A 21,102-nucleotide genomic window follows, 5' to 3' on the forward strand; every position below is an offset into this window, starting at 1 on the left:
TGCTGGTGCCTCCAGTTGTTGTTATTCGGTGAGCATTTTCGTGACAGGTGGCAACACGGTACCCGCCGATTCAACCAACAGTTTCGACCGGCGAACTGCTTGCCCGGCGAGCCATTGCATCTTCACGAATCAGGTCGGCGGCTTTCACACCAATCATGATGGACGGCGCATTGGTGTTGCCCGACGTGATGAATGGCATGATCGAGGCATCCACCACCCGCAGACGCTCGATACCACGGACACGCAGTCGTTCGTCCACCACCGCCATGGCGTCGTTACCCATCTTGCAGGTGCCGCCCTGGTGGTGGGCCGAGTTGCCGGTTTCGACCAGATAGTTGTAGATATCTTCATCGGTACGAATGTGGAGCCCCGGCAATTCTTCCGAAACCACGCGAGACTTGATGGGTTCGCTGTTCATGATTTTGCGTATCCAGCGCACACCACTGATCACCGCATTGACGTCGTAATCGCTGCTCAGGAAATTTGGCGTGTAATCGGCCGGGTCAGACGGGTTGGTTGAGCGCAGCGTCACTGTTCCCGTGGTGCTGGGACGCAACTGATAGACCGACACACCGAGCCCGGGATGCCTTTCAACGTCAACCGTGCCATCGGGAAAGTATTGAAAGGTCATGGGCCGAAAGCTGATTTGGAGATCAGCGTAGTCCTCGTCCGGGCTACTTTTAACAAACGCCGCGACCTGGGAAGAGCCAAGGGCAAGATACCCTTTGCGGGTCATCAGGTAACGGAAGCCTTCCCAGTACTTGCGCAGGCCTACAAGGTTGGCGTTGTACGAACTGTCTGGGGTGCAACGGAAGGCTGTGTGAATATAAAAATGATCCTGCAGGTTTTGCCCTACTCCTGGGGAATTCAGAACTTCGGGAATTGCGTGTTTTTCCAGTTCAGCCCTTGGGCCGATGCCAGACAACATCAGCATCTGTGGGGTCTTCAGCGAGCCTGCTGACAGAATCACTTCGCGCGCCGCATAGATACGCTCCAAACGGCCACTCTTCAAAACCTCTATACCGACAGCGGTACGCCCCTCGAATAAAACGCGCTGCAGCTCGCATCCGGTTCGAACCGTCAGGTTCGGCCGTTCAATGACAGGCTCGATAAATGCCCGGTAAGTCGACATCCGTTGCCCGTCTTGGATGTTGTGTTGCATGAAACCTACGCCATCGTGCAAGGCGCCATTCATGTCCTCGGTCACCGGGATACCGATACGGTTAGCGGCTTCTATAAAATCGTAGCTACTCTTTTCTTTGACGACCGGATCACTGATCCATAGTGGACCATTCGCTCCGCGATATTCATCGCCGCCCCGCTCAAAGTGCTCCATCTTTTTGAAATACGGCAAGACATCTTCATACCCCCAGCCTGGGTTGCCCAAGGCACGCCAGCCGTCAAAATCCTTTTGGTGACCTCGGATGAATACCATGCCGTTGATGGAGCTGGATCCACCGAGCAATTTGCCCCTAGGCCAGTACATCCGACGCCCTTGAAGCTTCTCCATTGGCGAGGTGCGGAAATTCCAGTTCAATGACTTATTGAAATAGAGCTTGCCCATTCCCGCGGGCGTATTGACCCAGAAACGATCTGAAGCAGGTCCCGCCTCAATAAGCAGGACGTTGTTCCGGGGATCGTCAGACAAACCGCGCGCAACCGGGCTGCCCGAAGAACCGGCACCGACAACGATGTAATCATAAATCTGCATGTACCCGCTCCTCCCGCTATTTCCCGACGCGGGAAGTGCCTTTGAACAACCGGTCAAAACGCTCGAAGCGATAAGCCCATTCGGGCCCCTGGTCCGTTTCGTAAGCCAACACTGCGGAGAGCATCGCGAAAGGCTCTATATAACGGGCGACCTTCAGAGCCCCAGCGTCCACCGGATCAAAGCCCACCTGACTGATAAGATCCGAAACTGTGGCTTTACTGGCTTCGTCCTCGCCACAGAAGATCAAACTGGGACGTAGCACCTCTCCCCTGGCCGCGAATACATCGAACAAAACTTCGCTGGGTGTCGACTGGAAGGCCGCAACGACATGCGCCTCAGGAATCATCTGTGCCAGCGTTTCCGCACCGGAAATCGTATGGCCGATGACAAGCTCGGTGTCTTCTGCGTTTAAAGGATTGCAGCAGGTCACGACGATTTTGCCGCTCAAGTCATCCACCTGGCTGAGGACGTCAGGCACTTGAAGCCAATGCACGGCCAAGAGGACCAAGTCAGCGTTGAATGCCGCCTCTGCCGGCGTGCTGGCCTGTGCATTCTTGCCTGCCGATGCAGCCAGATCGGCAAGTTTCTGCTGATTACGCGAGTAACTGAAGGAAACCTCATGGCCAACCCTGGCAAACATGGTGCCCAGATGACTGCCCATTCGGCCGGAGCCAAGAATTCCGATTTTCATGAAAGGCCTCTTGTTATTTTTTGGATTAAAAACACGGATGGCGTTCGGGTGAAAGGCTCGACGGCGAATAGAGGTATGATCAAAATTGATTAATCCCCTCCACGATTGTCATGGCCGGCTCATGAACATAGATCCTTGGAGCGGGCGCTTGAGCTGATACAGTATTCGCCCCCACGTAGAGAATGATGAATGGCAAAGGAACACTACAGCGACCTGCTCGCGCTCATTGCAGTTGCACGAGAGCAAAGTTTCACGCGGGCGGCCTCCCAGCTGGGAATCTCTCAATCGATGCTCAGTCATAGCATCCAGAGATTGGAGGCTCGGGTCGGCGTACGTCTTCTCACTCGGACGACCCGTAGCGTATCCGTCACCGAGGCCGGTGAACGTCTGCTCAATACCGTTGAACCGCGATTGAGGGAAATCGAGACCGAACTGATCGCCGTGGCTGAATTTGGCGACACCCCCGCCGGCAACATTCGCATCACGGCAACCGATCATGTCATCGAAACTGTGCTTTGGCCGAAATTGGCGCAAGCCCTGCCGAAATACCCACAAATAAGTGTAGAAGTCGTTATCGACTATGGCTTGACGGACATCGTGGCCGACCATTTCGACTTTGGCATCCGGCTCGGGGACGGGTTGGCAAACGGGATCGAAGCAGTTCGTATAGCTCCCGACATGCGTTTTGTGATAGTGGGCGCGCCGTCCTACATGGAGTCTCGTGCCATGCCGACCAGACCTCAAGACCTCATGGAACATGAATGTATAAATATGCGCCTGCCAACACGTGGCGGCCTGTACGCGTGGGAGCTGGAAAAGGACGGCCAGGAAATCAATACGAGAGTCAAAGGCAGGCTCGTATTCAATGGCATCAATCAGATTTTGGATGCCGCTGTATCGGGTTTCGGACTGGCCTATGTTCCCGAGGACATCGCCCAGCCCCATCTGGTTGATGGCACCCTGGTCCCTGTCATGGAAGCCTGGTGGAGAACATTCCCGGGGCTGCACCTTTATTACTCCAGCGAGCGCGAGAAGTCTCGGGCGATGCAGGTTCTAATCGATGAGTTACGGCACCCCGAATAGTCAACGGTGCTCTGAGCCCTTCCTTTTTCGCATCTGAATTATTCGCCATCATTCATAGGCGCTTTCGGATTTCAGATCATTACAGATCATCCTTAGCCCCCTATCATTTCGCCTCAAGCAAGTCGCGATGAGACAGTGTCCCATCGCCCGCTGGGGTCGATCCCTGGTTATTTTTCCTTTCATTATTCGTCCATTCGCCCAGCGCCCTAGTTGTCGAGGGCGTCATGTATTGGCTATTTCACAGGAACACCGATGACTACCTCAACTTTGAATACGGCCCAGATTGACAGCCGGATCTGGAGCGCCGTGGGGTCTTTGACACTCTGCGTCGCTCTGCTGATCGCCGCAGAATTCATGCCAGTGAGTCTCCTGACGCCCATCGCCAACGACCTTCACACCTCACAAGGCATGGCTGGCCAGGCCATTTCCATTTCCGGCTTCTTTGCGGTGGTGGCAAGTCTTTGCATTGCCTCTATCGCCGGACGCTTCGATCGACGTCATGTCCTGGTCTCGATGACCCTGCTGATGCTCATTTCGCTGGTGGTCATCGCTTTGGCGCCGGGCTTCACTTGGTTGATGATCGCCAGAGCTTTTCTAGGCGTCGCAATCGGTGGTTTCTGGGCATTGTCCACCGCCACTGTGCTTCGGATAGTCCCGGAGGAGGCTGTGCCCAAAGCCTTGGGCATGATCTATATGGGCCACTCAGTGGCCGCTGCGTTTGCCGCACCCATTGGGGCCTATGTGGGAGGTCATCTGGGGTGGCGCTTTGTGTTCGCGGCGCTTGTACCGATTGTCATCATTAACGTGATCTGGCAATACAAAAGCTTGCCCGCAATGCAGCCAGAAAAAACCATTCCCCTTTCCAGGCTGTTCGGGGTGCTGAAACGTCGGAACGTCATGTTCGGTCTGCTGGCCGCCATGCTGACGTTTGGTGGTACATTCACCGCTTTCACTTATTTGCGGCCATTTCTCGAACAGGTTACTGGCGTCGACTCCACTCAACTGTCGGTTTTATTGTTGAGCCTGGGCATAGCCGGTTTCGGTGGTACGTACATCGTCAGCCGACTGCTGGAAAAACAATTCCTCTTCCAATTGTTGCGCTGGCTTCCGGTGGCGTTGGCTGTCATGACGGTGGCTCTGGCCGAGTTGGGCTACAGTTTCGCAGCCGCCGCCATCATGATGTTTGCCTGGGGGATGTTGTACTCGGCCATCCCAGTATGCTGGTCGACCTGGCTCGCCAAAGAGGTAAGCGATGAGCCCGAAACTGGCGGTGGACTGATGGTTGCAGCTATCCAGATGGCGATCATGGTCGGAGGCGCTTTCGGTGGCAGCTTGCTGGATCATGTATCGGTAACAGCCCCGCTGATTGGCGGCAGCGTATTGCTCATCCTGGCAGCGCTAGTCGTTGGGAATGGCGGGCGGCTTACCCAGTCCACGCCCGCCTGATAGCCTCTTGTGCCCAAGCCGTCGCTATGCATCCGCTACCTCAATAACAGCGGTGCATCGTCTTTAAGCACGTTCAGCAGTACTTGCGCCGCCGGCGACAAATAGGCGCCGGTTCGCACGAAAACGACAATCGTGCGTTTCATTGTTGTTTCCTTGAGCTTGATCTCCCGAAGGTGCGTCACACCCTTTACGTCTTCGAGAGTCTCCCGGGCCAGAAAACTGAGCAGGTTGGTTTCACCAATCAGGCGCGGCAGCAAGGAGATCGAAGTCGTTTCGATCTGCACTTGAGGCAAAGGCAGGTCTCTGGACTGAAACGCATTGTCTATCCAGCGTCGGGCCGGCACGGCGGTGGCCGGCAGCACCCAACGGTACTGGCACAAATCGCGCAACTCATAACCTGCGCTAAACAGCGGGTGGTTGCGGCTGGCGACCACTACCGCCTCATCGTCAAACAACGCATGAAATTCCAACAAAGGATCTGCTTCGTACTGCGGGCAGATCACCATGTCCAGCCGCCCGGAAAAAAGTGATTCGCGCAGTAAATCGTCCTGCCCAATCACCAGGTTCAAGGTGATCTGCGGCGCACGTGAAAGCAGAGTCGCGGTCAGGTGCGGGAGTAGGTGATCAGCCATGGAAGCAGCGCAGCCCAGGCGAATATTGCCCATCACCCCGTTGGCAACATCACGTATCTCTCGCTGGGTTTCGGCAACGCTCTGCTGTAGCTGTTTGCCACGCACCTTCAGCAACTCCCCCACTGCCGTCAGCTTGATCCGACGCCCGTCGCGTTCGAACAGCCGGGCACCTAGAGACTCCTCAAGTCGTTGGATGCTTTTAGTCAGCGCCGGCTGACTGCGGTTGAGCTTTTGTGCGGCCCTGCCCAGATGGCCCAGCTCGGCGATGACTTCAAAATAGGCAAGGTCACGCAGGTCCATATTCATCAACCAAAGTTATCAATCAATCGATATTAGAAAATAGACTTTATCAAACACGCTATCAATAATTATCAGCACATCGATAGCGATGCCACGCCCTCAAGGCGACCAGCGATTGGAGCACGACTCTTGTCTTCTTCTGCCAGATTTTCTCTACATGCCTACCCCGCGCCATTCAAATGGTTGGCGCTTGCGCTAGTGGCTGGAGCAGCCGGTCAGTTGCTGAAGTTTCTAGGGGTGCCAGCCGGCCAGTTCCTGGGGCCGATGATGGTCGCCATCGTGTTTGGAACGTTCGGTGCGGGTATACAGCTCCATCCCTACGCCTTCAAGCTGGGCCAAGGTTGTGTTGGCATTCTGGCGGCCCATTCCATGACGCTGGCAGTGCTTCTCTCGATAGCCCAGTCCTGGCCGATGATGCTGCTGGCAACCGCCGCAACGGTTTGCCTCAGTGCTCTGGTCGGACTAGCCTTGGTATGGGCAGGCATTCCGGCCAGCACCGCCGCATGGGGAACGGCTCCAGGCGCTGCCTCGGCGATGGTCTCGATGGCGGATGAGTACGGTGCCGATTCGCGAGTAGTCGCCACCATGCAATACGTACGAGTCGTGTGCGTGGTGATGATCGGCGCACTGGTGAGCCACTGGGTCGGGGCACCGACAGGCGGCGAAACGCACGTGACAAACGTCGAGCCGCAGAGCTTCGGACTACTTAATCTAGGCCTGACCATCGCCACGCTGCTTGCTGGTGTTGCACTGGGCAATCGAGTGCCCGCCGGGGCGCTGCTGATGCCGTTGCTGCTGGGTGGCGCCTTGCAAATCAGCGGCCTGTTGCACATCGCGCTGCCCGACTGGCTCCTCGCTACTGCTTATGGGGCACTGGGTTGCTACGTCGGCTTGCGCTTTGACCGCCCAACGATTGGGTACGTCTGGCGGCGCCTGCCGGCGATGATAATGGGTGCCACGCTTTTGATCGCGCTGTGCGCATTATCTGCCTGGCTATTGGCAACAATATCGGACAGGGATTTCCTCTCGATTTACCTGGCCACCAGCCCGGGCGGGCTCGACACGATGGCGATCATCGCGGTGGACACGCATTCCGACGTGGGACTGGTGCTGGCAATGCAGACCCTGCGATTGTTTGCGGTCATCCTGACAGGGGCTTTTGTGGCACGGCTGATCATTCGCTTGTCTGAGCACCGCCAGATAACGTCATAGGCTTAAGCCACACCGCAAATGTCCGCATGCCCGAGGGCTGGCTTCTCCTACTCGGCAACACTTCCCTGTCGCTCACCATCGCTAGCAAACTCCTCCGTAAACTCTACGCACCACGCACCGGAATGTTATTGTTCATGCGCACTCACGAAGATCATTCAAGCCATGCAAGATGACATCCTTAAGCAATCCTTTGGTGGGTTGATGGCCTTTATTGCCGTCGCCCGGGAAAAGAGTTTTACTCGAGCAGCAGCGCATCTAGGCCTGTCTCAATCCGCGGTCAGCCATGCCGTCAGCTCACTGGAGCGAAATCTGGGCACGCGCTTGCTTGCGCGCAACTCCCGCTCAGTCTCGCCAACGGAAGCCGGTGAACGGTTACTGGCAACTGTCGGTCCCCGCTTCGAAGAGATCGACGCTGAATTACTGGCGTTGTCAGAGCTGGGCGAAAGCCCAACCGGGACCGTACGCATCACCGCATCGGATCACGCCATCCGATCGATCATCTCCCCAAAGTTGAAGAAATTCCTGCCGAAGTACCCTGGAATAAAAGTCGAGCTGTTCGCGGACAATGGGCTTATCGACATCGCAGCAGATCGTTTCGATGCGGGCGTCCGATTGGGTGAGGCGATAGCCCAGGACATGATCGCCGTACGCATCGGTCCTGACATGCGATTCACCGCAGTAGCGACCAGGCGCTACTTCGCCAGCAGCCCTGAACCAGAGACGCCCGAAGACTTGATGCAGCACAATTGCATAAACCTGCGTCTTCCTACCCATGGTGGATTGTGGCCTTGGGAGTTCGGGGAAGATGGCCGGCAGTTGAACATGCGGGTTGATGGTCAGCTGATTTACAACAGTATTTATGATTGCCTTGATGCAGCCATTGCAGGCTTGGGTATCGCTTATGTACCTGAAGACATCGCTGAGCCCTATGTCAAGGCTGGCCACCTGATTCCGGTACTGAAAGACTGGTGCCCGCTGTGGACAGGACTTCATCTCTATTACCCAAGCCGTCGGCAACCCTCCGGGGCTATGGCTTTATTAATCGCCGCGTTGCGCCACGAGTCATGACAGAAAAAAAAGGCCCTGCACAGCGTACAGGGCCCGAAAGAGCCATGAAGACTCAAGGGATGAACGTTCCACCAAGGGCAAGTCGAGCGATGCGCACTACGACCTACGTTCAGACTTGAAGCCACAACATCCTATGCAAACCGGGCAGTTGCGGCTTCAAAGATGGGTTACTTCAGGTTGGTTCGGAAGAAAGAAGTCAGCTTGTCGAACGGAATCAGGTTCACCCGATCATACAAGTCCACGTGGCCCGCGCCTGGCACGATGAACAACTCCTTAGGCTCACCCGCCAGCTTGAAGGCTTCTTGGCTGAACTCCAGCGAGTGTGCTTCAGAGCCTGCGATGAACAGCATAGGACGAGGCGAAATCGACGCAATATCGTTGAACGGATAGAAGTTCATGAACTTCACGTTGCTGGTCAGCGTTGGATGCGTCGTCACTTCAGGCGAAGACCCGGCCGGGGTGAACTCACCACGAGGCGTGCGATAGAAATCGAAGAATTCGCGCTGGATGGGATGGGTGTTCGCGTCCAGTTTATGCACGGTACCGCCGGTGTACTTGGTTTCCCCACCCGTGAATTCTACATAACGCTGCTCAGCCGCCTCTGCGATGATCTGCTTGCGCTGTTCAAGTGTTTGCGAGTGCTTGAGCGCGTCGCGGTTGGCTGCGCCCATGTCATACATACTGACGGTGGCAATCGCCTTCATCCGAGGGTCGATTTTTGCCGCACTGATGACAAAACTGCCGCTACCACAGATGCCGAGAACGCCGATGCGGTTGCGATCGATATACGACTGGGTTCCAAGGTAATCGACCGCTGCGCTGAACGCTTCGGAGTAAATATCCGGCGCCACGGCGTTACGCGGTTGCCCCTCGCTTTCGCCCCAAAACGATTGATCGATCGCAAGGGTCACAAAGCCTTGTTCAGCGAGTTTCTGAGCGTAAAGATTTGAGCTTTGCTCTTTGACCGCCCCCATCGGGTGGCCAATGACAATCGCAGGGCTTTTGTTGGCCTTATTCAAATTTTTCGGGACATACAGGTTCCCGACGACTTTCATTCGGTACTGATTATTGAAGGATACCTTCTGCTCAGTCACCTTATCACTCTTGAAAAAGTTGTTCGCGCCGTTGGACATATCGGCTGCCACCGCGGTAAACGAACTAGCCAGCAGGGCCAGCGTAAAAAATAATTTCTTCATGGTGTTGTTCCTAATTAAGAACCGATGTGTGGACATCCAGAACGACTGCGGCCTGGCCCAGGCTCGATGAACGCCAGTGGAATCAAATCTAGCTGGTCAACTGCGCTGAACGGAGCATTGGGCTTTGACGCCGGGCACTACCCTTCATGGCATTAGGTCTAAGCCCACAAAGGATCAATTCGTCGACGTCAATGTATTCGAGGCGCTGTCTGGAAAACACCACATCCAATTGAATGGAGTCATGCATAAAATTGATTAATAGATACCGGACTACCTGCAATCCTGGACTGGTGCGCTGACGATTTTATTAGCTGCAGTTTAGGGAGTTCCCACGGAGTACGGGAGATTCATTAAATCCCACCTTTAATCATTGACGAAAAAACTCCATCGCCCCACTGCGCCAAGCATCAATGTAACAGAATAATGCAGACCTAATCGTCGATTCTTCCATACCGGTTTCAGACTATATCGCGTTGATCCGCAGATGCCTTGGCGGCTTCATCGCGAATGCCCGTACTGCTCATCAGTAACCGGCTCCAGCCACTCGACATTTTTCCCGCCCTGTACCTCTTGAATTGCCAAGTGCGTCAAGCCAGTGGTATCCGTGGCCCCGTGCCAATGTTTTACACCCGGCGGGGTCCAAATCACATCACCAGGCTTGATGACGATTTTCTCCCCCCCTTCTTGCTGAATCCATCCAACACCGGCCGTGACGATAAGATTTTGGCCCGCCGGATGAGTGTGCCAAGCTGATCGGGCCCCTGGTTGAAAGGTCACAGCACCTGCCGTAACCCTTGATGGCGGGCGCGCTGCAAATAAAGGATCAACCCTGACGGTGCCGACGAAATTCCTGGACGAGCCCAGGACAGAAGGTTGCTCCCCGTTCCTGACAATTTGCATCGCGCTGTCAGGCTCCTCTGCAGCGTGCAACGAACTTGAAACCATCAAGATTACGCTAAGCATTGACATGGCAAACGTTATTCTCATCGATAAAATCCTGCTTGGAATGGGTTATCTGAACAGGAAGGGACGGCACGGCCGATCATCCTCACAAGGGGCGTATAACGTCCTGGATCCTCATCAATGCCGGCGCCAACCCCCGTACGATTTCGTTGGCCTTGGCCGTGGGCACCAGCTCCCTCGAACGTCGAATGAACAAGGGGTCTTTAAAGTGAACGCGCAGCTTCGCCAGCGTATTACTCACCGCTGGCTGCTTTACGTTCAGTCGTTCGGCTGCCCGCGTCACGCCTCGCTCGCGATAGACCACCAAGAGAATGAACAAGGCATTGAGATCGATCGCCGTAAATAGCGCTTCATCAAGCTTCATCGTGCGGCCCCCTTCCGATTTGGGGCGTGAAACTGGCAAACGTCAGGTTGGAACATGACGTTACCAAATGATTGACCAACGCCGTCATCGACTCACTTTCAAAGTGCTCAGTCATCATCGATGCCGCGCTCCAGTAGCCACTGAAGACCCACAAACCAGGATCGCGGGAGCTGCGAATCACGCTATACCCCAGGCATCCGTGTACTTTTTCAAAGGTTTCCGCGTACGCCTTCAAACGCTGTTCAAAGTGTTGGTCAACCTCTTCGATCACCCGAATCTCCAAGGTATTAACTGCGGCGATATTCATATCCGGCCCTGCTTTGCTTGGGTAATAAAATTAAATGACAACTGCGTGCAATGCCTGTGTTGCGCGCAATCAAGTCCCGCATCCAACGAAAGCATTTCTGCTGCACCAGCGAGACAAAACTAGCCCCGGCAATGGCGCCATGGCTATACGGCACCTGATTGATACGCTAATGAGCTTTTCTCAACAGTGCTCGTGCTTGAACTGCGCCACCACGAGTCCCGTTGAACAACGGTGGCTAAGCCATGAGCGGCACGTCCTGCAAAGACAGATATCGCCGAATCAAGAAGGCACCTATGAAAACAACGAGTTAAGAGCTATCGCGATAAACAGAATGGCAGCACTTGAACATCGTCGGGGCGCGATCCGGTGAATGCCGACTGAGCTTTTGGCAGCCATGAAACGCGGTCGTGAGGATTGCATCTACGCCGCGCGCTCTTCCAGGGAGATATATCCCGCAATAATTTACTGCCGTGGAAAGGCGTGACACCTCCCTCCCATGACCACCACAAGGGAAGCGCTAACGATGAGCAGCGCAAACCCCGAGAGACTTACTATCCCGAAGTAGCTTAGGAGCAAACCACCTACGGCACCTCCGCCAAAAATCCCCAAGTTGTAGATGGTCGTCAATATCGCCGTTGCCACCTCCGCATTATCTTCTGCCACCCGCCCCGTCGCTGATTGAAAAACAGTAGGCATGCCGCCGAACGAAGCCCCCCACACAAATATCGCAGCCGAAGCGATCATTTGATACGGAGCTGCTATCAGCACAACCATCGTCACAGCCGTGCACGTCAACGCGGTGGTCGCTATGAGCCGCAGCCTTGTATCGACGAAACGTCCGGCGATCAGTACGCCCAGGATGGCACCCGTACCGAACAGAAACAGGCCCTGAGCGGTCCCGCCTGACAGCCTGTTTTTTTCCGCAAGCGGCGCCATGTAGGTGTACAGCGTGTAATGAGCCAGGATCGCGCAAAAAGCCGACAGCAAGATCACTCTCAACCCCGGGGTGCGAATGACGTCATGAATCGAAGTGCCTTCCTTGCGCCCCTCTCCCGGCATGGGCGGCACGACCAGCAAAACCCAAACGATGACAAGCAGCGCGAGCAGCGAAAGCAATCCATAGCTGAAACGCCATCCAAGCAATGAACCCAGCATGCTACCCAAGGGCAAACCGGCGACCATGGCCACGGTACTCCCCGCCAGGGTAATCGCGACAGCCCGTCCCATGTCTTTGCGATCGACCAAGCGGATGGCATAACCACAGATGACCGGCCAGACAACTCCTGCGGCCAGGCCAGCCACCACCCGTGACGCGACCGTCAGCGCATAAGACGTCGAGATGGCGGTAATACCGTTAGCCATTGCAAAGCTCAGCACGAGCATGATGTACAACGATTTGCGAGGCAGACTTCGAGTGAGCGCCACAATGGGGATTGCGGCTGCAGCGGAGGCCAATGCATAGATGGAAACCAATAAACCGATACCAGCGGGGGGCTGCTCAAGGCTCTCCGACATCGCAGGCAGAACCGCTGCCGGCATCGTCTCGGTCAGAATGGTGAGAAACGCTGTAGTGGACAGAGCAAGTAGCCCGATCATAGGCAGGCGACCATTATTGGCGCTCATGGGCAAACTCCTTAATCGGATGCGTTCGTGCGAAGCGCATTGATGCCTTGCGCATCAAAAAAAGTCCGACATTAGCAGGAAGCAGCTTCAGGAAATGCCTGCCTCAGTGAATGCTCCTATGAATTCAAGTGGTCACTGGATTGGCCTTGATCATCGGATAAAGCCAAAGCCCCCAACGCCCGTCACGGAAACTGGGGGCACTGAGTCAGACGCGAGCAGTTTTCTGTAGCACGGTCTTGCTGACCATGTACGAGTCCAGACTCCACGGCCCCCCCTCTCTACCAATACCACTGTCCTTCACACCGCCAAACGGAGTGTCAGGATCCGGCGCACCGAAATGGTTAATCGACAGGACTCCAACATCCAGCTCACGACTCAATCGTTCAGCCTGTTCCAGTGAATTGGTGAACGCAAAAGCAGCCAAACCCACGGATAGACTGTTGGAAATCTCGATGGCCTCATCAAGGGTCGAGAAACGAACCGCGACAGCGACCGGCCCAAAAGGCTCATCGGTCATGATGGCGCAATCTAGTGGAGTGTCGACCAGCAGAGTCGGCGCAAAATAATAACCACGCTCACCTACACGATGCCCACCCACGGCAACCTTGCCGCCACGCGCCAATGCGTCATCGACAAAATGCTGCATCGCGGCGAGGCGCCGGACACTGGTGACCGGTCCGATGTCTGCCTTCGTATCCATGCCGTCGGCCACACGTACCTGATCGGCGGTTGCCACAAACGCCGCTACGAATTCGTCGTAGATACTCTCGTGTACCAGGAAGCGACCTGGCGCAGCGCACCACTGAGCGTTGATCCGAATTTTGCTCTTGAGTGCCATCTTGCCGATTTCCGCGGCATTGACCCCTTCGCAAACGATGACCGGGGCATGGCCGCCGAGCTCCATCAGCACCGGCTTCATGGCCGCACCCGCCAGTTGGCTCAAGTGCTTGCCGACTGCCACCGACCCCGTCAAGGTCACCATGCGGGTCACTGGCGACTCGATCAGGGTCGAAGACACTAGCGCCGGGTTGCCAAACACCAGATTCAATACGCCCTTGGGCAAACCGGCTCGCTCGAAGCACTGAACCATTGCTACTGCCGCGCCAGGGGTTTCTTCTGGGGCTTTCAAAATGATGGAGCACCCGGCGCACAGTGCACCGCTGATTTTTCGCGACGGTGCGCTTAGCGGCACATTCCAAGGCGTGAACGCTGCGACTGGACCAATTGGCTGACGAAGAATCGATTTCTGCATTTGAGCTTCGCCCGGAACGATGGTCCCGTAGGCTCGCAGGGCCTGTGCCATGTCCCAATCGAAGAAGCTCGCCGAACGCTCCACCTCCGCACGCGCATCTGCAATTAATTTGCCGTTCTCTCGGGTGATGATCTGCGCGATTTCTTCGGAACGTGAACGCACGCCTGCGATGGCACGACTGATGATGATATTACGCTCAGCCGGTGGTGTGTCCCGCCAGATTTTGAACCCCCGCTCAGCGGCGGCCAACACGCGTTTCAGGTCAGCGGTCGTGGCCCCGGGAACGCTGGTGAGCGATGCTTCGGTGCTGGGGTCCAACACTTCAAAGCAAGAGGGGCGGTCGAAAATCCATTCACCGTCGATGAAGAGGCCTACGCGCGGATGATCAGCGTCGGCGATGACATTATTATTGGTTTCAATGGACATCTGAATTCCCTCTACATTTGGCGCCAAGGGGCTCGGTTGATATCGCCCTCAATCACCGAAAAAACACTGTGCCGGAAAGGCAATTAATCAAATCTCGACCATCTCGAAGTCCAGCTTCGTCGCCGAACACTCAGGGCAAATCCAATCCTGGGGAACATCTTCCCACCGAGTTCCAGCAGGTATGCCCTCTTCCGGAATACCTTCGGCTTCGTCATACATGAAACCGCATAAAATGCATTGCCAAATTTTGAATTCGCCCTCGGACAAGGCTTGTGTGGACGTGTCATTGCTCATGATTTTTCTTCCGTTTCATTTTCTACTTGTTGGCCCCTTTGCCGACCATGGGAAGCGTTTCGTAACCCTTGGGGGACAGCAACCAGGGCGTTGCTTTCACTTTGCCAGAACAGCTGTTACCGGCCGCACGCGGCCATGGTTGCCATTGCCGTGCTTTCATATGACTGATTTCAGCTCTCTCAGGGACAGCCCTTCATTGGCCGCTTTCGACAGCAGCGGACTAGGTGCCCAACGCCTGCCGTATTGCTCATGCCATTGCTGCACTTGCAGATGGATTTCCGTGGCCCCGATCGTGTCAGCCCAGTACAGCAGCCCTCCTCGATGGCGAGGAAATCCAAAGCCGTACAACCACATGACATCAATGTCACTGGCTCGATATGCCTTACCTTCATCCAGGATCTTGCAAGCCTCGTTGATCGAGGCAAATAACAGACGTTTGAGAATTTCACTGTCGGTAAAGGTACGCTGAGGCGTGCCAAGCTCATGGGCGACGGTCGCGATGATCCGCATCACTTCTTCATCGTGACGAGGTGTGCGGTCACCTTCTTCATAGCGATACCACCCGGCCCCATTTTTCTGGCCCTTGCGGCCCAGCTCGACCATCCGATCCGGGACATGGAGCTTCCTGTATTGAGGGTCAGCTGCCGCGCGACGCTTGCGCGTGTCATAGCTGACATCGAGACCGGACAGATCGCTCACTGCGAACGGTCCCATTGGATAGCCAAATTCAACCATGACCCTGTCGATCTGCTCAGGGCGTGCTCCCTCCTCAAGCAGTAGCATCATTTCCGTGACCAGCGGCGCGCGACTGCGATTTGCCGCGAAGCCATCGCACGTTCCGGAGACCGCGCAGACTTTTTTAAGATCGCGACCCATCTTCATTGCCCGCACAACTGTCTCGATCGAGGTTTGATCACCCTTCACGATTTCGCACAGTTTCATCGCGTTCGCGGGAGCGAAGAAATGAGCGCCGGCGACGCTCTGAGGCCTGCCTGTCATGTTGGCCATGACGTTGATATCAATCGCGGAAGAGTTCGTTAGCAACAGCGCGCCAGGCTTCATCACCGCATCAAGTTTGGTGAACACATCCTTCTTCAGATCTATCCGTTCAAACACCGCTTCAACCACGACATCACAGTCGCCGATCTCTTCGTAATGAGAGACAGGCTGGACAAACTGAAGGCATGCATCCATTTCTTGCACAGTCATGCGTCCGCGCTTGACCTTTACGGCGTAGATGTCACGTATGCGCTGCAGGCCCCTGTCCAGTGCTTCGGCACTCGCTTCCAGGAGTTTCACCACAATGCCTGCATCAGCGAAGCAAATGGCAATACCGGCGCCCATCGTTCCCGCGCCGATCACAGCAGCGGACGTCACACCAGCAGGCTTGAAACCCGGGGGCGCATCCGGAACCTTGGCAGCCTCGCGCTCGGCAAAAAATGCGTAGCGAAGTGCCTTGGCAACATCAGAACCCTCCAGCTCAGAAAACAAGCGGCTCTCAACCTCTAGAGCCTCATCAAACGGCAGGTTGAAAGCTGCTTCGATACAATCGATCGCGTACTGAGGCGCCTTGTTGTGAGGAGACTTTTTGGCTGCTTCGCGGCGTGCCGCTTGCAGCAAATCCATGGTTGTCGCATCCATCGGTTCGAGCGCCAAATCGCGTACGCGCTGCGGTTGAGCGTGCGCCACTGCTTTTGCATACCTTACGGCAGCGTCACGAAGCTCTTGGTTTTGTGTTCCTGGAACAATCTGGGAAATAAGCCCGATCTGCAATGCTTCGGGGGCATGGATATGGCGGCTGGAGACGAGCAAATCGGTGGCTACGGCCGCCCCGACCAGCCTTGGTAAACGCTGCGTACCGCCGCCTCCTGGTATCAGCCCGAGAGCGACCTCGGGCAATCCGAGCTTGGCTGTGGGCAATGCAATCCGGTAATGGCAAGCGAGGGCGTGCTCGAGACCGCCTCCCAGCGCATATCCATGAATAGCAGCGACAGTCGGCTTGGCGCTGGCGTCGAGTGCCGCAGCACTCATGCTGGTAGTGATTGTTCTCGCCTTGCCGAACTGTCGAATATCAGCACCCGCGATGAAATTCTGGCCACCCCCCATCAACACGATCGCCGCGACAGCCGGGTCGGCGTTCGCATGGGTAACGGCGTCAATGATGCTCCCTCTCATCTCGGGAGTCAGGGCGTTGACGGGCGGATTGTTGACTGTGATTACGGCCACAACACCTTCGACTTCGTAACTGACCATCAGGCTTTCGCTCATCTCATCTTCCTGTCTCAAAAAAAAATATGGCCTGCCCCTACCCCGCGACCGCTCGCACCCAATGAGCATCCAGGTTTGGCCCGGAAATTTGAGTGCAGCGCCATCCTGCGCTCCAAACAACGTTGAATCGATGGTAGCATGAGTTTTGATAATCAGCACGGATTTCACTGATCGGAACTTTTTGCTGTGCTACTTTAGTCTTTGACGCTGGACCGATCCCCCTGAACGAAGGTACCGGAAAGCACATTCGAGCTTCATCTTCATGCACTGAGGAAACCCTAGAGATGACAATAAAAGGCAGGGCATACATCGTCGGAGCGTATGAGCACCCCCTACGCAAGGCCCCCCACCATTCGGTGGCACAACTACATGCGGAGGCGGCGAAAGGGGCAATTGAAGACGCGGGATTAAGCAAAGATGACATCGACGGATATTTCTGCGCGGGCGATGCACCCGGCGGGAATGTATGGTCGATGGCCAACTACCTGAATCTGGACAAGCTGAGGCATGTCGATTCGACCGATATGGGAGGATGCTCTTATCTCGCCCATATCGCCCACGCTGCAGAATCAATAGCAGCGGGCAGATGCAACGTGGCTCTGATTACACTGGCTGGTCGCCCCAACTCTGAAGGTATCTCTGGGATACAGGCGCGCGTACGAGGAGTCAATCTACCGGACGCGCCATTCGAGATGCCCTATAACCCAGTCACGTTGAACCTCTATGCCATGTGTGCGATGCGCCACATGCATGAGTACGGCACAACCAGCGAGCAACTGGCGTGGGTCAAGGTCGCCGCCTCTCACCATGCGCAACACAACCCTCTGGCGATGTTGCGCAAAGTGGTCTCGGTCGAAGATGTATTGGCATCGCCGATGATTTCTGACCCGCTGCGGCGTCTCGATTCCTGCGTCGTGAGCGACGGCGGCGGCGCAGTTATCGTTGCCCGCCCGGAGATTGCGAAGGCCCTCAACAGACCACGGGTACGGATACTTGGCTGCGGTGAATCCACTAAACACCAGATGGGTGGACGCCTCGACTTGAGCTATACCGGAGCCGCGTGGACCGGCCCTCGAGCCTTCGAAGAGGCGGGTGTGACACCGGCCGACATCCAGTACGCCTCCATCTATGACAGCTTCACCATCACCGTCATCCTACAACTTGAAGACCTGGGATTCTGCAAAAAAGGCGAAGGCGGAAAATTCGTGTCGGACGGCAACCTTATTTCGGGCATCGGCAAGTTGCCGTTCAACACCGATGGCGGCGGCCTGTGCAATAACCATCCCGCCAATCGCGGCGGGATCACAAAAATAATCGAAGCCGTACGACAGCTTCGAGGCGAGGCTCATCCAAAGGTGCAAGTTCCCAACTGTTCGCTAGCCCTCGCCACCGGCATCGGCGGCGCGATAGGTCATCGGCACGGTGCAGCCACCGTCATCATGGAAAGGGAGTAAAAACATGTCGACCCCCTACACAGAACGCCCCATCAGCGACCCCATCCTGAACCCCGGTGATGAACCCTATTTCGATGCTGCGGCCGAGGGGCGCCTGCTCTTGAAGAGCTGCAATGCCTGCCATCAACCGCATCATTATCCTCGTGCGTTGTGCCCGTTTTGCTGGAGCACCAATGTCGAATGGATCACCGCAAGCGGGACCGGGACAATCTACACCTTCAGCATCACAAGACGCGGCGCATCAGCACCGTACTGCATTGCCTATGTGCGCCTTGACGAGGGACTGATGATGCTTACGAATATTGTCGATGTTGATCTGGACAGTGTTCGCATCGGGCAGCGGGTCAGGGTCGCGTTTAAAGAATCAGAAAGCGGCATGTCCGTTCCCATGTTCACAATTGACCATTCGGAGGCTTGAATGAGCAGCCGCGCCGTACTCTACAGCGCCGTAGATGATGTCATCACGCGCTATATGATTGACGTAGACAGCGCAACGCTCCACAGGATGGAAAGCGTCACTGTGGCCTCAAAGGTGCAATACGCATGGCCTCATCCATCCGGCGGCTTCCTGTATGTCTCAACAAGCGACGGTGGCCCGAGGGTGGAGTCCCATCACAATCACGTCAGCGCTTACTCGTTGGGACCTGACGGGCAACTCAACACTCACGGCTTACCTGCGCGACTTCCCTACCGAGCGGTACATTTGTGTATCGACCCCCTGGGACGATTTATCGTCAATGCCCACAATTTCAAGCGCGGCTCATTGACTGTGCACCGCATCAACGCAGACCGTACAATTGGCAGTTGCCAGGCTCAGGATCCGGACACCGACTTTGGGGTCTATCCGCACCAAGTCATGTTTTATCCATCCGCCAAACAAGTCCTGGTAGTTGACCGCGGCAATAACGCAACGACAGACAAGCTGGAAGATCCCGGGGCACTCCGTTCATTTCGGCTAACTGAAGAGCATCTCCAAATGAGCGATGTGGTTGCGCCGAATCATGGCTATGACTTCGGCCCGCGGCATGTCGACTTTCATCCGACGCATCCGTGGCTTTACGCAGCCGACGAGCGAACCAACCGTCTCTACATGTTCCGACATGACGGTGACCGGATCGAGGCCGAGCCAGCCTTCACGCGGGGAACGCTGCGAACCCCTGAGCACGTGCGCTCGCGACAACTCGCCGGTGCAATCCATGTTCATCCAAACGGGAAGTTTGTTTACCTGGTAAATCGCGCAGATGCGACGCACTCCGACCAGGGGCACCAAGTGTTCTCCGGAGGTGAAAACAACATAGCCGTCTACGCTATCAACCCTGAAACAGGCGAGCCCACACTCGTTCAGCATGTGGACACTCGTTCCTTTCACGTCCGAACATTTGCCTGTGATCCCAGTGGCCGTTTGCTCGTCACGGCGAGTATCAAGGCCTTGGCCACATACGATGATGAAAAAGGGCTGGCTGTAACGCCCGCGACACTGTCGATATTCCGGATAGGTGATGACGGGCATCTCAAGTACGCTCGAAGCGTCGATGTCGAGACGCCAGGAAATCAACTTCAGTACTGGATGGGTATTGTCGGGCTACGTTGATTGAGCGGCAATGCGCCGATGGTCCCCCACTGCCAGCAGTGGGGGACTACAATTAAATACGATTGAGCAGCCGGCCGCCGTCCACCGCCAATGAGATACCAGTGATGAAATTGGCTTCATCGGACGCAAGAAACAGGGCCGCATTCGCAACATCCCAAGCGGTTCCCTGGCGGCCGAGCGGCACTTTGGCGTTGCGCTCCGCGCTGACCTGCTCACGCGTCTGGTTCCACGCTTGAATACGCGCCTCAACCGCCATCGGCGTCGAGATCAAGCCTGGCAGGATGCAGTTTGCCCTGATCCCATAAGGAGCATTTTGAAGCGCCAACTGCTCGGTGAAAGCAATGACACCCGCTTTTGTAGCCTTGTAGGTAACGTAGGGATACTTACCCAATGCCGCCGCGGATGACACATTGACGATAACCCCGCCCCCTTGTTCGCGCATGAGTGCTACTGCGTGCTTACAGGCAAAGACGGTACCGCGAAGATTGATACGGCAAATGTTATCGAACTGATCTTCGGTGATGTCCATCAAGTCGGCGTCACCACCGGCGAGGCTGACCCCCACATTGTTGTGCAGGACATCCAGGCCCCCCCAACGTTTTTTTGCCATCTGCATGGCAAGGGCCAACTCATGTTCCCGGGTCACATCCGCAGAAAATGCTGCAGCGGAACCGCCCTCCTGAATGATCATCGCCGCAGTTTCCTCAGCGGACTCGATTTGCCGATCAACGGCCAGAACGTGCGCCCCTTCACGTGCAAATCGAATGGCCGCCGCTCGACCGTTACCCATGCCTTCGCCCGGGCTTTGTCCAGCACCAATAACAACAGCAACTTTCCCGGCAAGCCGCCCTGCCGGTGTGTACCCCTGCGTTTGATCCAGTGAGCCTGCCATTTCCGCCCTCTCTTATTTTCATGTAAGCGATTGAACTAACTGATAATTTCAAATAGTAGACTGGCACCAACGCCGTTTTCCTGAACAGGCGTCGACCCTCGACCTGCCACAGAGACGCTCAGGCAGGTAACGCCCGCGCCCGGAAGGAAGTCGAAATTGATACTATCACATGTTCTTATTATCGATACCTGTTCCGATCATCAGAACCAAGAAAATCAAAACTGACTCTTTATCCAACGACATGATGCCTGTACAAATCGTGGTCATGCCGTTTTCGCAGTGCTATTATAAGTTCTAACTAGCAGCATATGTTTCATTCATCGGAACCA

At 55.7% G+C, this 21,102-nt stretch carries 19 protein-coding genes; 7 read left to right on the forward strand and 12 right to left on the reverse strand.

What is annotated here, in order from left to right; all coding sequences use genetic code 11:
- Positions 1-70: 70 nt before the first annotated feature.
- The gene (locus TK06_RS09560) at positions 71-1,711 is read right to left on the reverse strand and encodes a GMC family oxidoreductase (protein WP_063321884.1); all 1,641 of its coding nucleotides are present in this window, start codon (positions 1,709-1,711) and stop codon (positions 71-73) included.
- Between the two features lie 16 nt (positions 1,712-1,727).
- Complete coding sequence (locus TK06_RS09565) at positions 1,728-2,402, reverse strand: NADPH-dependent F420 reductase (RefSeq protein WP_060743000.1); 675 nt, start codon at positions 2,400-2,402, stop codon at positions 1,728-1,730.
- A 189-nt stretch (positions 2,403-2,591) separates the two neighbouring features.
- Between TK06_RS09565 and TK06_RS09570 the strand changes: the two genes are divergently transcribed.
- Positions 2,592-3,485 (forward strand): LysR family transcriptional regulator, encoded by an 894-nt coding sequence (locus TK06_RS09570; protein ID WP_060743001.1) that lies wholly within the window; start codon positions 2,592-2,594, stop codon positions 3,483-3,485.
- A gap of 252 nt (positions 3,486-3,737) precedes the next feature.
- On the forward strand, positions 3,738-4,931 hold the full coding sequence (locus TK06_RS09575; RefSeq protein WP_203225770.1) for an MFS transporter: 1,194 nt from the start codon (positions 3,738-3,740) through the stop codon (positions 4,929-4,931).
- Positions 4,932-4,966: 35 nt separating this feature from the next.
- Here TK06_RS09575 and TK06_RS09580 read toward each other — a convergent pair whose 3' ends face one another.
- Entirely contained in the window at positions 4,967-5,863 is an 897-nt protein-coding gene (locus tag TK06_RS09580) for a LysR family transcriptional regulator (protein ID WP_013692834.1), read from the reverse strand.
- Between the two features lie 129 nt (positions 5,864-5,992).
- Between TK06_RS09580 and TK06_RS09585 the strand changes: the two genes are divergently transcribed.
- A complete protein-coding gene (locus TK06_RS09585; protein ID WP_060743002.1) occupies positions 5,993-7,075 on the forward strand; it encodes an AbrB family transcriptional regulator in 1,083 nt (360 codons plus the stop codon).
- A gap of 162 nt (positions 7,076-7,237) precedes the next feature.
- Positions 7,238-8,143 carry a LysR family transcriptional regulator gene (locus TK06_RS09590; protein ID WP_013692832.1) on the forward strand — a complete coding sequence of 302 codons (906 nt, stop codon included), beginning with the start codon at positions 7,238-7,240 and terminating at the stop codon, positions 8,141-8,143.
- 167 nt (positions 8,144-8,310) lie between these two features.
- Here the strand turns inward: TK06_RS09590 and TK06_RS09595 are convergent, their stop codons facing one another.
- The 8 genes from TK06_RS09595 to TK06_RS09630 form a co-directional block, all read right to left on the reverse strand.
- The gene (locus TK06_RS09595; protein ID WP_013692831.1) at positions 8,311-9,339 is read right to left on the reverse strand and encodes an alpha/beta hydrolase; all 1,029 of its coding nucleotides are present in this window, start codon (positions 9,337-9,339) and stop codon (positions 8,311-8,313) included.
- 498 nt (positions 9,340-9,837) lie between these two features.
- A complete protein-coding gene (locus TK06_RS09600; RefSeq protein WP_063321885.1) occupies positions 9,838-10,326 on the reverse strand; it encodes a (R)-mandelonitrile lyase in 489 nt (162 codons plus the stop codon).
- A 61-nt stretch (positions 10,327-10,387) separates the two neighbouring features.
- On the reverse strand, positions 10,388-10,666 hold the full coding sequence (locus TK06_RS09605) for a LysR family transcriptional regulator (RefSeq protein WP_060743004.1): 279 nt from the start codon (positions 10,664-10,666) through the stop codon (positions 10,388-10,390).
- The gene (locus TK06_RS09610) at positions 10,656-10,973 is read right to left on the reverse strand and encodes an antibiotic biosynthesis monooxygenase family protein (RefSeq protein ID WP_060743005.1); all 318 of its coding nucleotides are present in this window, start codon (positions 10,971-10,973) and stop codon (positions 10,656-10,658) included. The genes TK06_RS09605 and TK06_RS09610 overlap by 11 nt, the downstream gene beginning before the upstream one ends.
- A 462-nt stretch (positions 10,974-11,435) precedes the next feature.
- Positions 11,436-12,596: an MFS transporter gene (locus TK06_RS09615; RefSeq protein WP_060743006.1), complete on the reverse strand. Its 1,161-nt coding sequence runs from the start codon at positions 12,594-12,596 to the stop codon at positions 11,436-11,438.
- Between the two features lie 205 nt (positions 12,597-12,801).
- Positions 12,802-14,274, reverse strand: a complete 1,473-nt coding sequence (locus TK06_RS09620; protein ID WP_060743007.1) for an NAD-dependent succinate-semialdehyde dehydrogenase — start codon at positions 14,272-14,274, stop codon at positions 12,802-12,804.
- 87 nt (positions 14,275-14,361) lie between these two features.
- Positions 14,362-14,541, reverse strand: a complete 180-nt coding sequence (locus tag TK06_RS09625; RefSeq protein ID WP_343226763.1) for a rubredoxin — start codon at positions 14,539-14,541, stop codon at positions 14,362-14,364.
- Between the two features lie 183 nt (positions 14,542-14,724).
- Positions 14,725-16,836, reverse strand: coding sequence for a 3-hydroxyacyl-CoA dehydrogenase NAD-binding domain-containing protein (locus tag TK06_RS09630; RefSeq protein WP_060743008.1), 2,112 nt, complete (start codon positions 16,834-16,836; stop codon positions 14,725-14,727).
- A 284-nt stretch (positions 16,837-17,120) separates the two neighbouring features.
- On the opposite strand from TK06_RS09630, the gene TK06_RS09635 reads away from it, so the two are divergent.
- From TK06_RS09635 to TK06_RS09645, 3 genes are read left to right on the forward strand one after another with little or no spacing between them, the layout of a single operon-like run.
- On the forward strand, positions 17,121-18,290 hold the full coding sequence (locus tag TK06_RS09635; protein ID WP_013692824.1) for a thiolase domain-containing protein: 1,170 nt from the start codon (positions 17,121-17,123) through the stop codon (positions 18,288-18,290).
- Positions 18,291-18,294: 4 nt separating this feature from the next.
- Entirely contained in the window at positions 18,295-18,708 is a 414-nt protein-coding gene (locus tag TK06_RS09640) for a Zn-ribbon domain-containing OB-fold protein (RefSeq protein WP_060743009.1), read from the forward strand.
- On the forward strand, positions 18,709-19,881 hold the full coding sequence (locus TK06_RS09645; RefSeq protein WP_063321886.1) for a lactonase family protein: 1,173 nt from the start codon (positions 18,709-18,711) through the stop codon (positions 19,879-19,881). It begins immediately after the preceding gene.
- A gap of 52 nt (positions 19,882-19,933) precedes the next feature.
- Here the strand turns inward: TK06_RS09645 and TK06_RS09650 are convergent, their stop codons facing one another.
- Positions 19,934-20,773 (reverse strand): SDR family NAD(P)-dependent oxidoreductase, encoded by an 840-nt coding sequence (locus TK06_RS09650; RefSeq protein ID WP_063321887.1) that lies wholly within the window; start codon positions 20,771-20,773, stop codon positions 19,934-19,936.
- Positions 20,774-21,102: the final 329 nt, after the last annotated feature.

The sequence above is a fragment of the Pseudomonas fluorescens genome (assembly GCF_001623525.1).
Classification (GTDB): domain Bacteria; phylum Pseudomonadota; class Gammaproteobacteria; order Pseudomonadales; family Pseudomonadaceae; genus Aquipseudomonas; species Aquipseudomonas fluorescens_Q.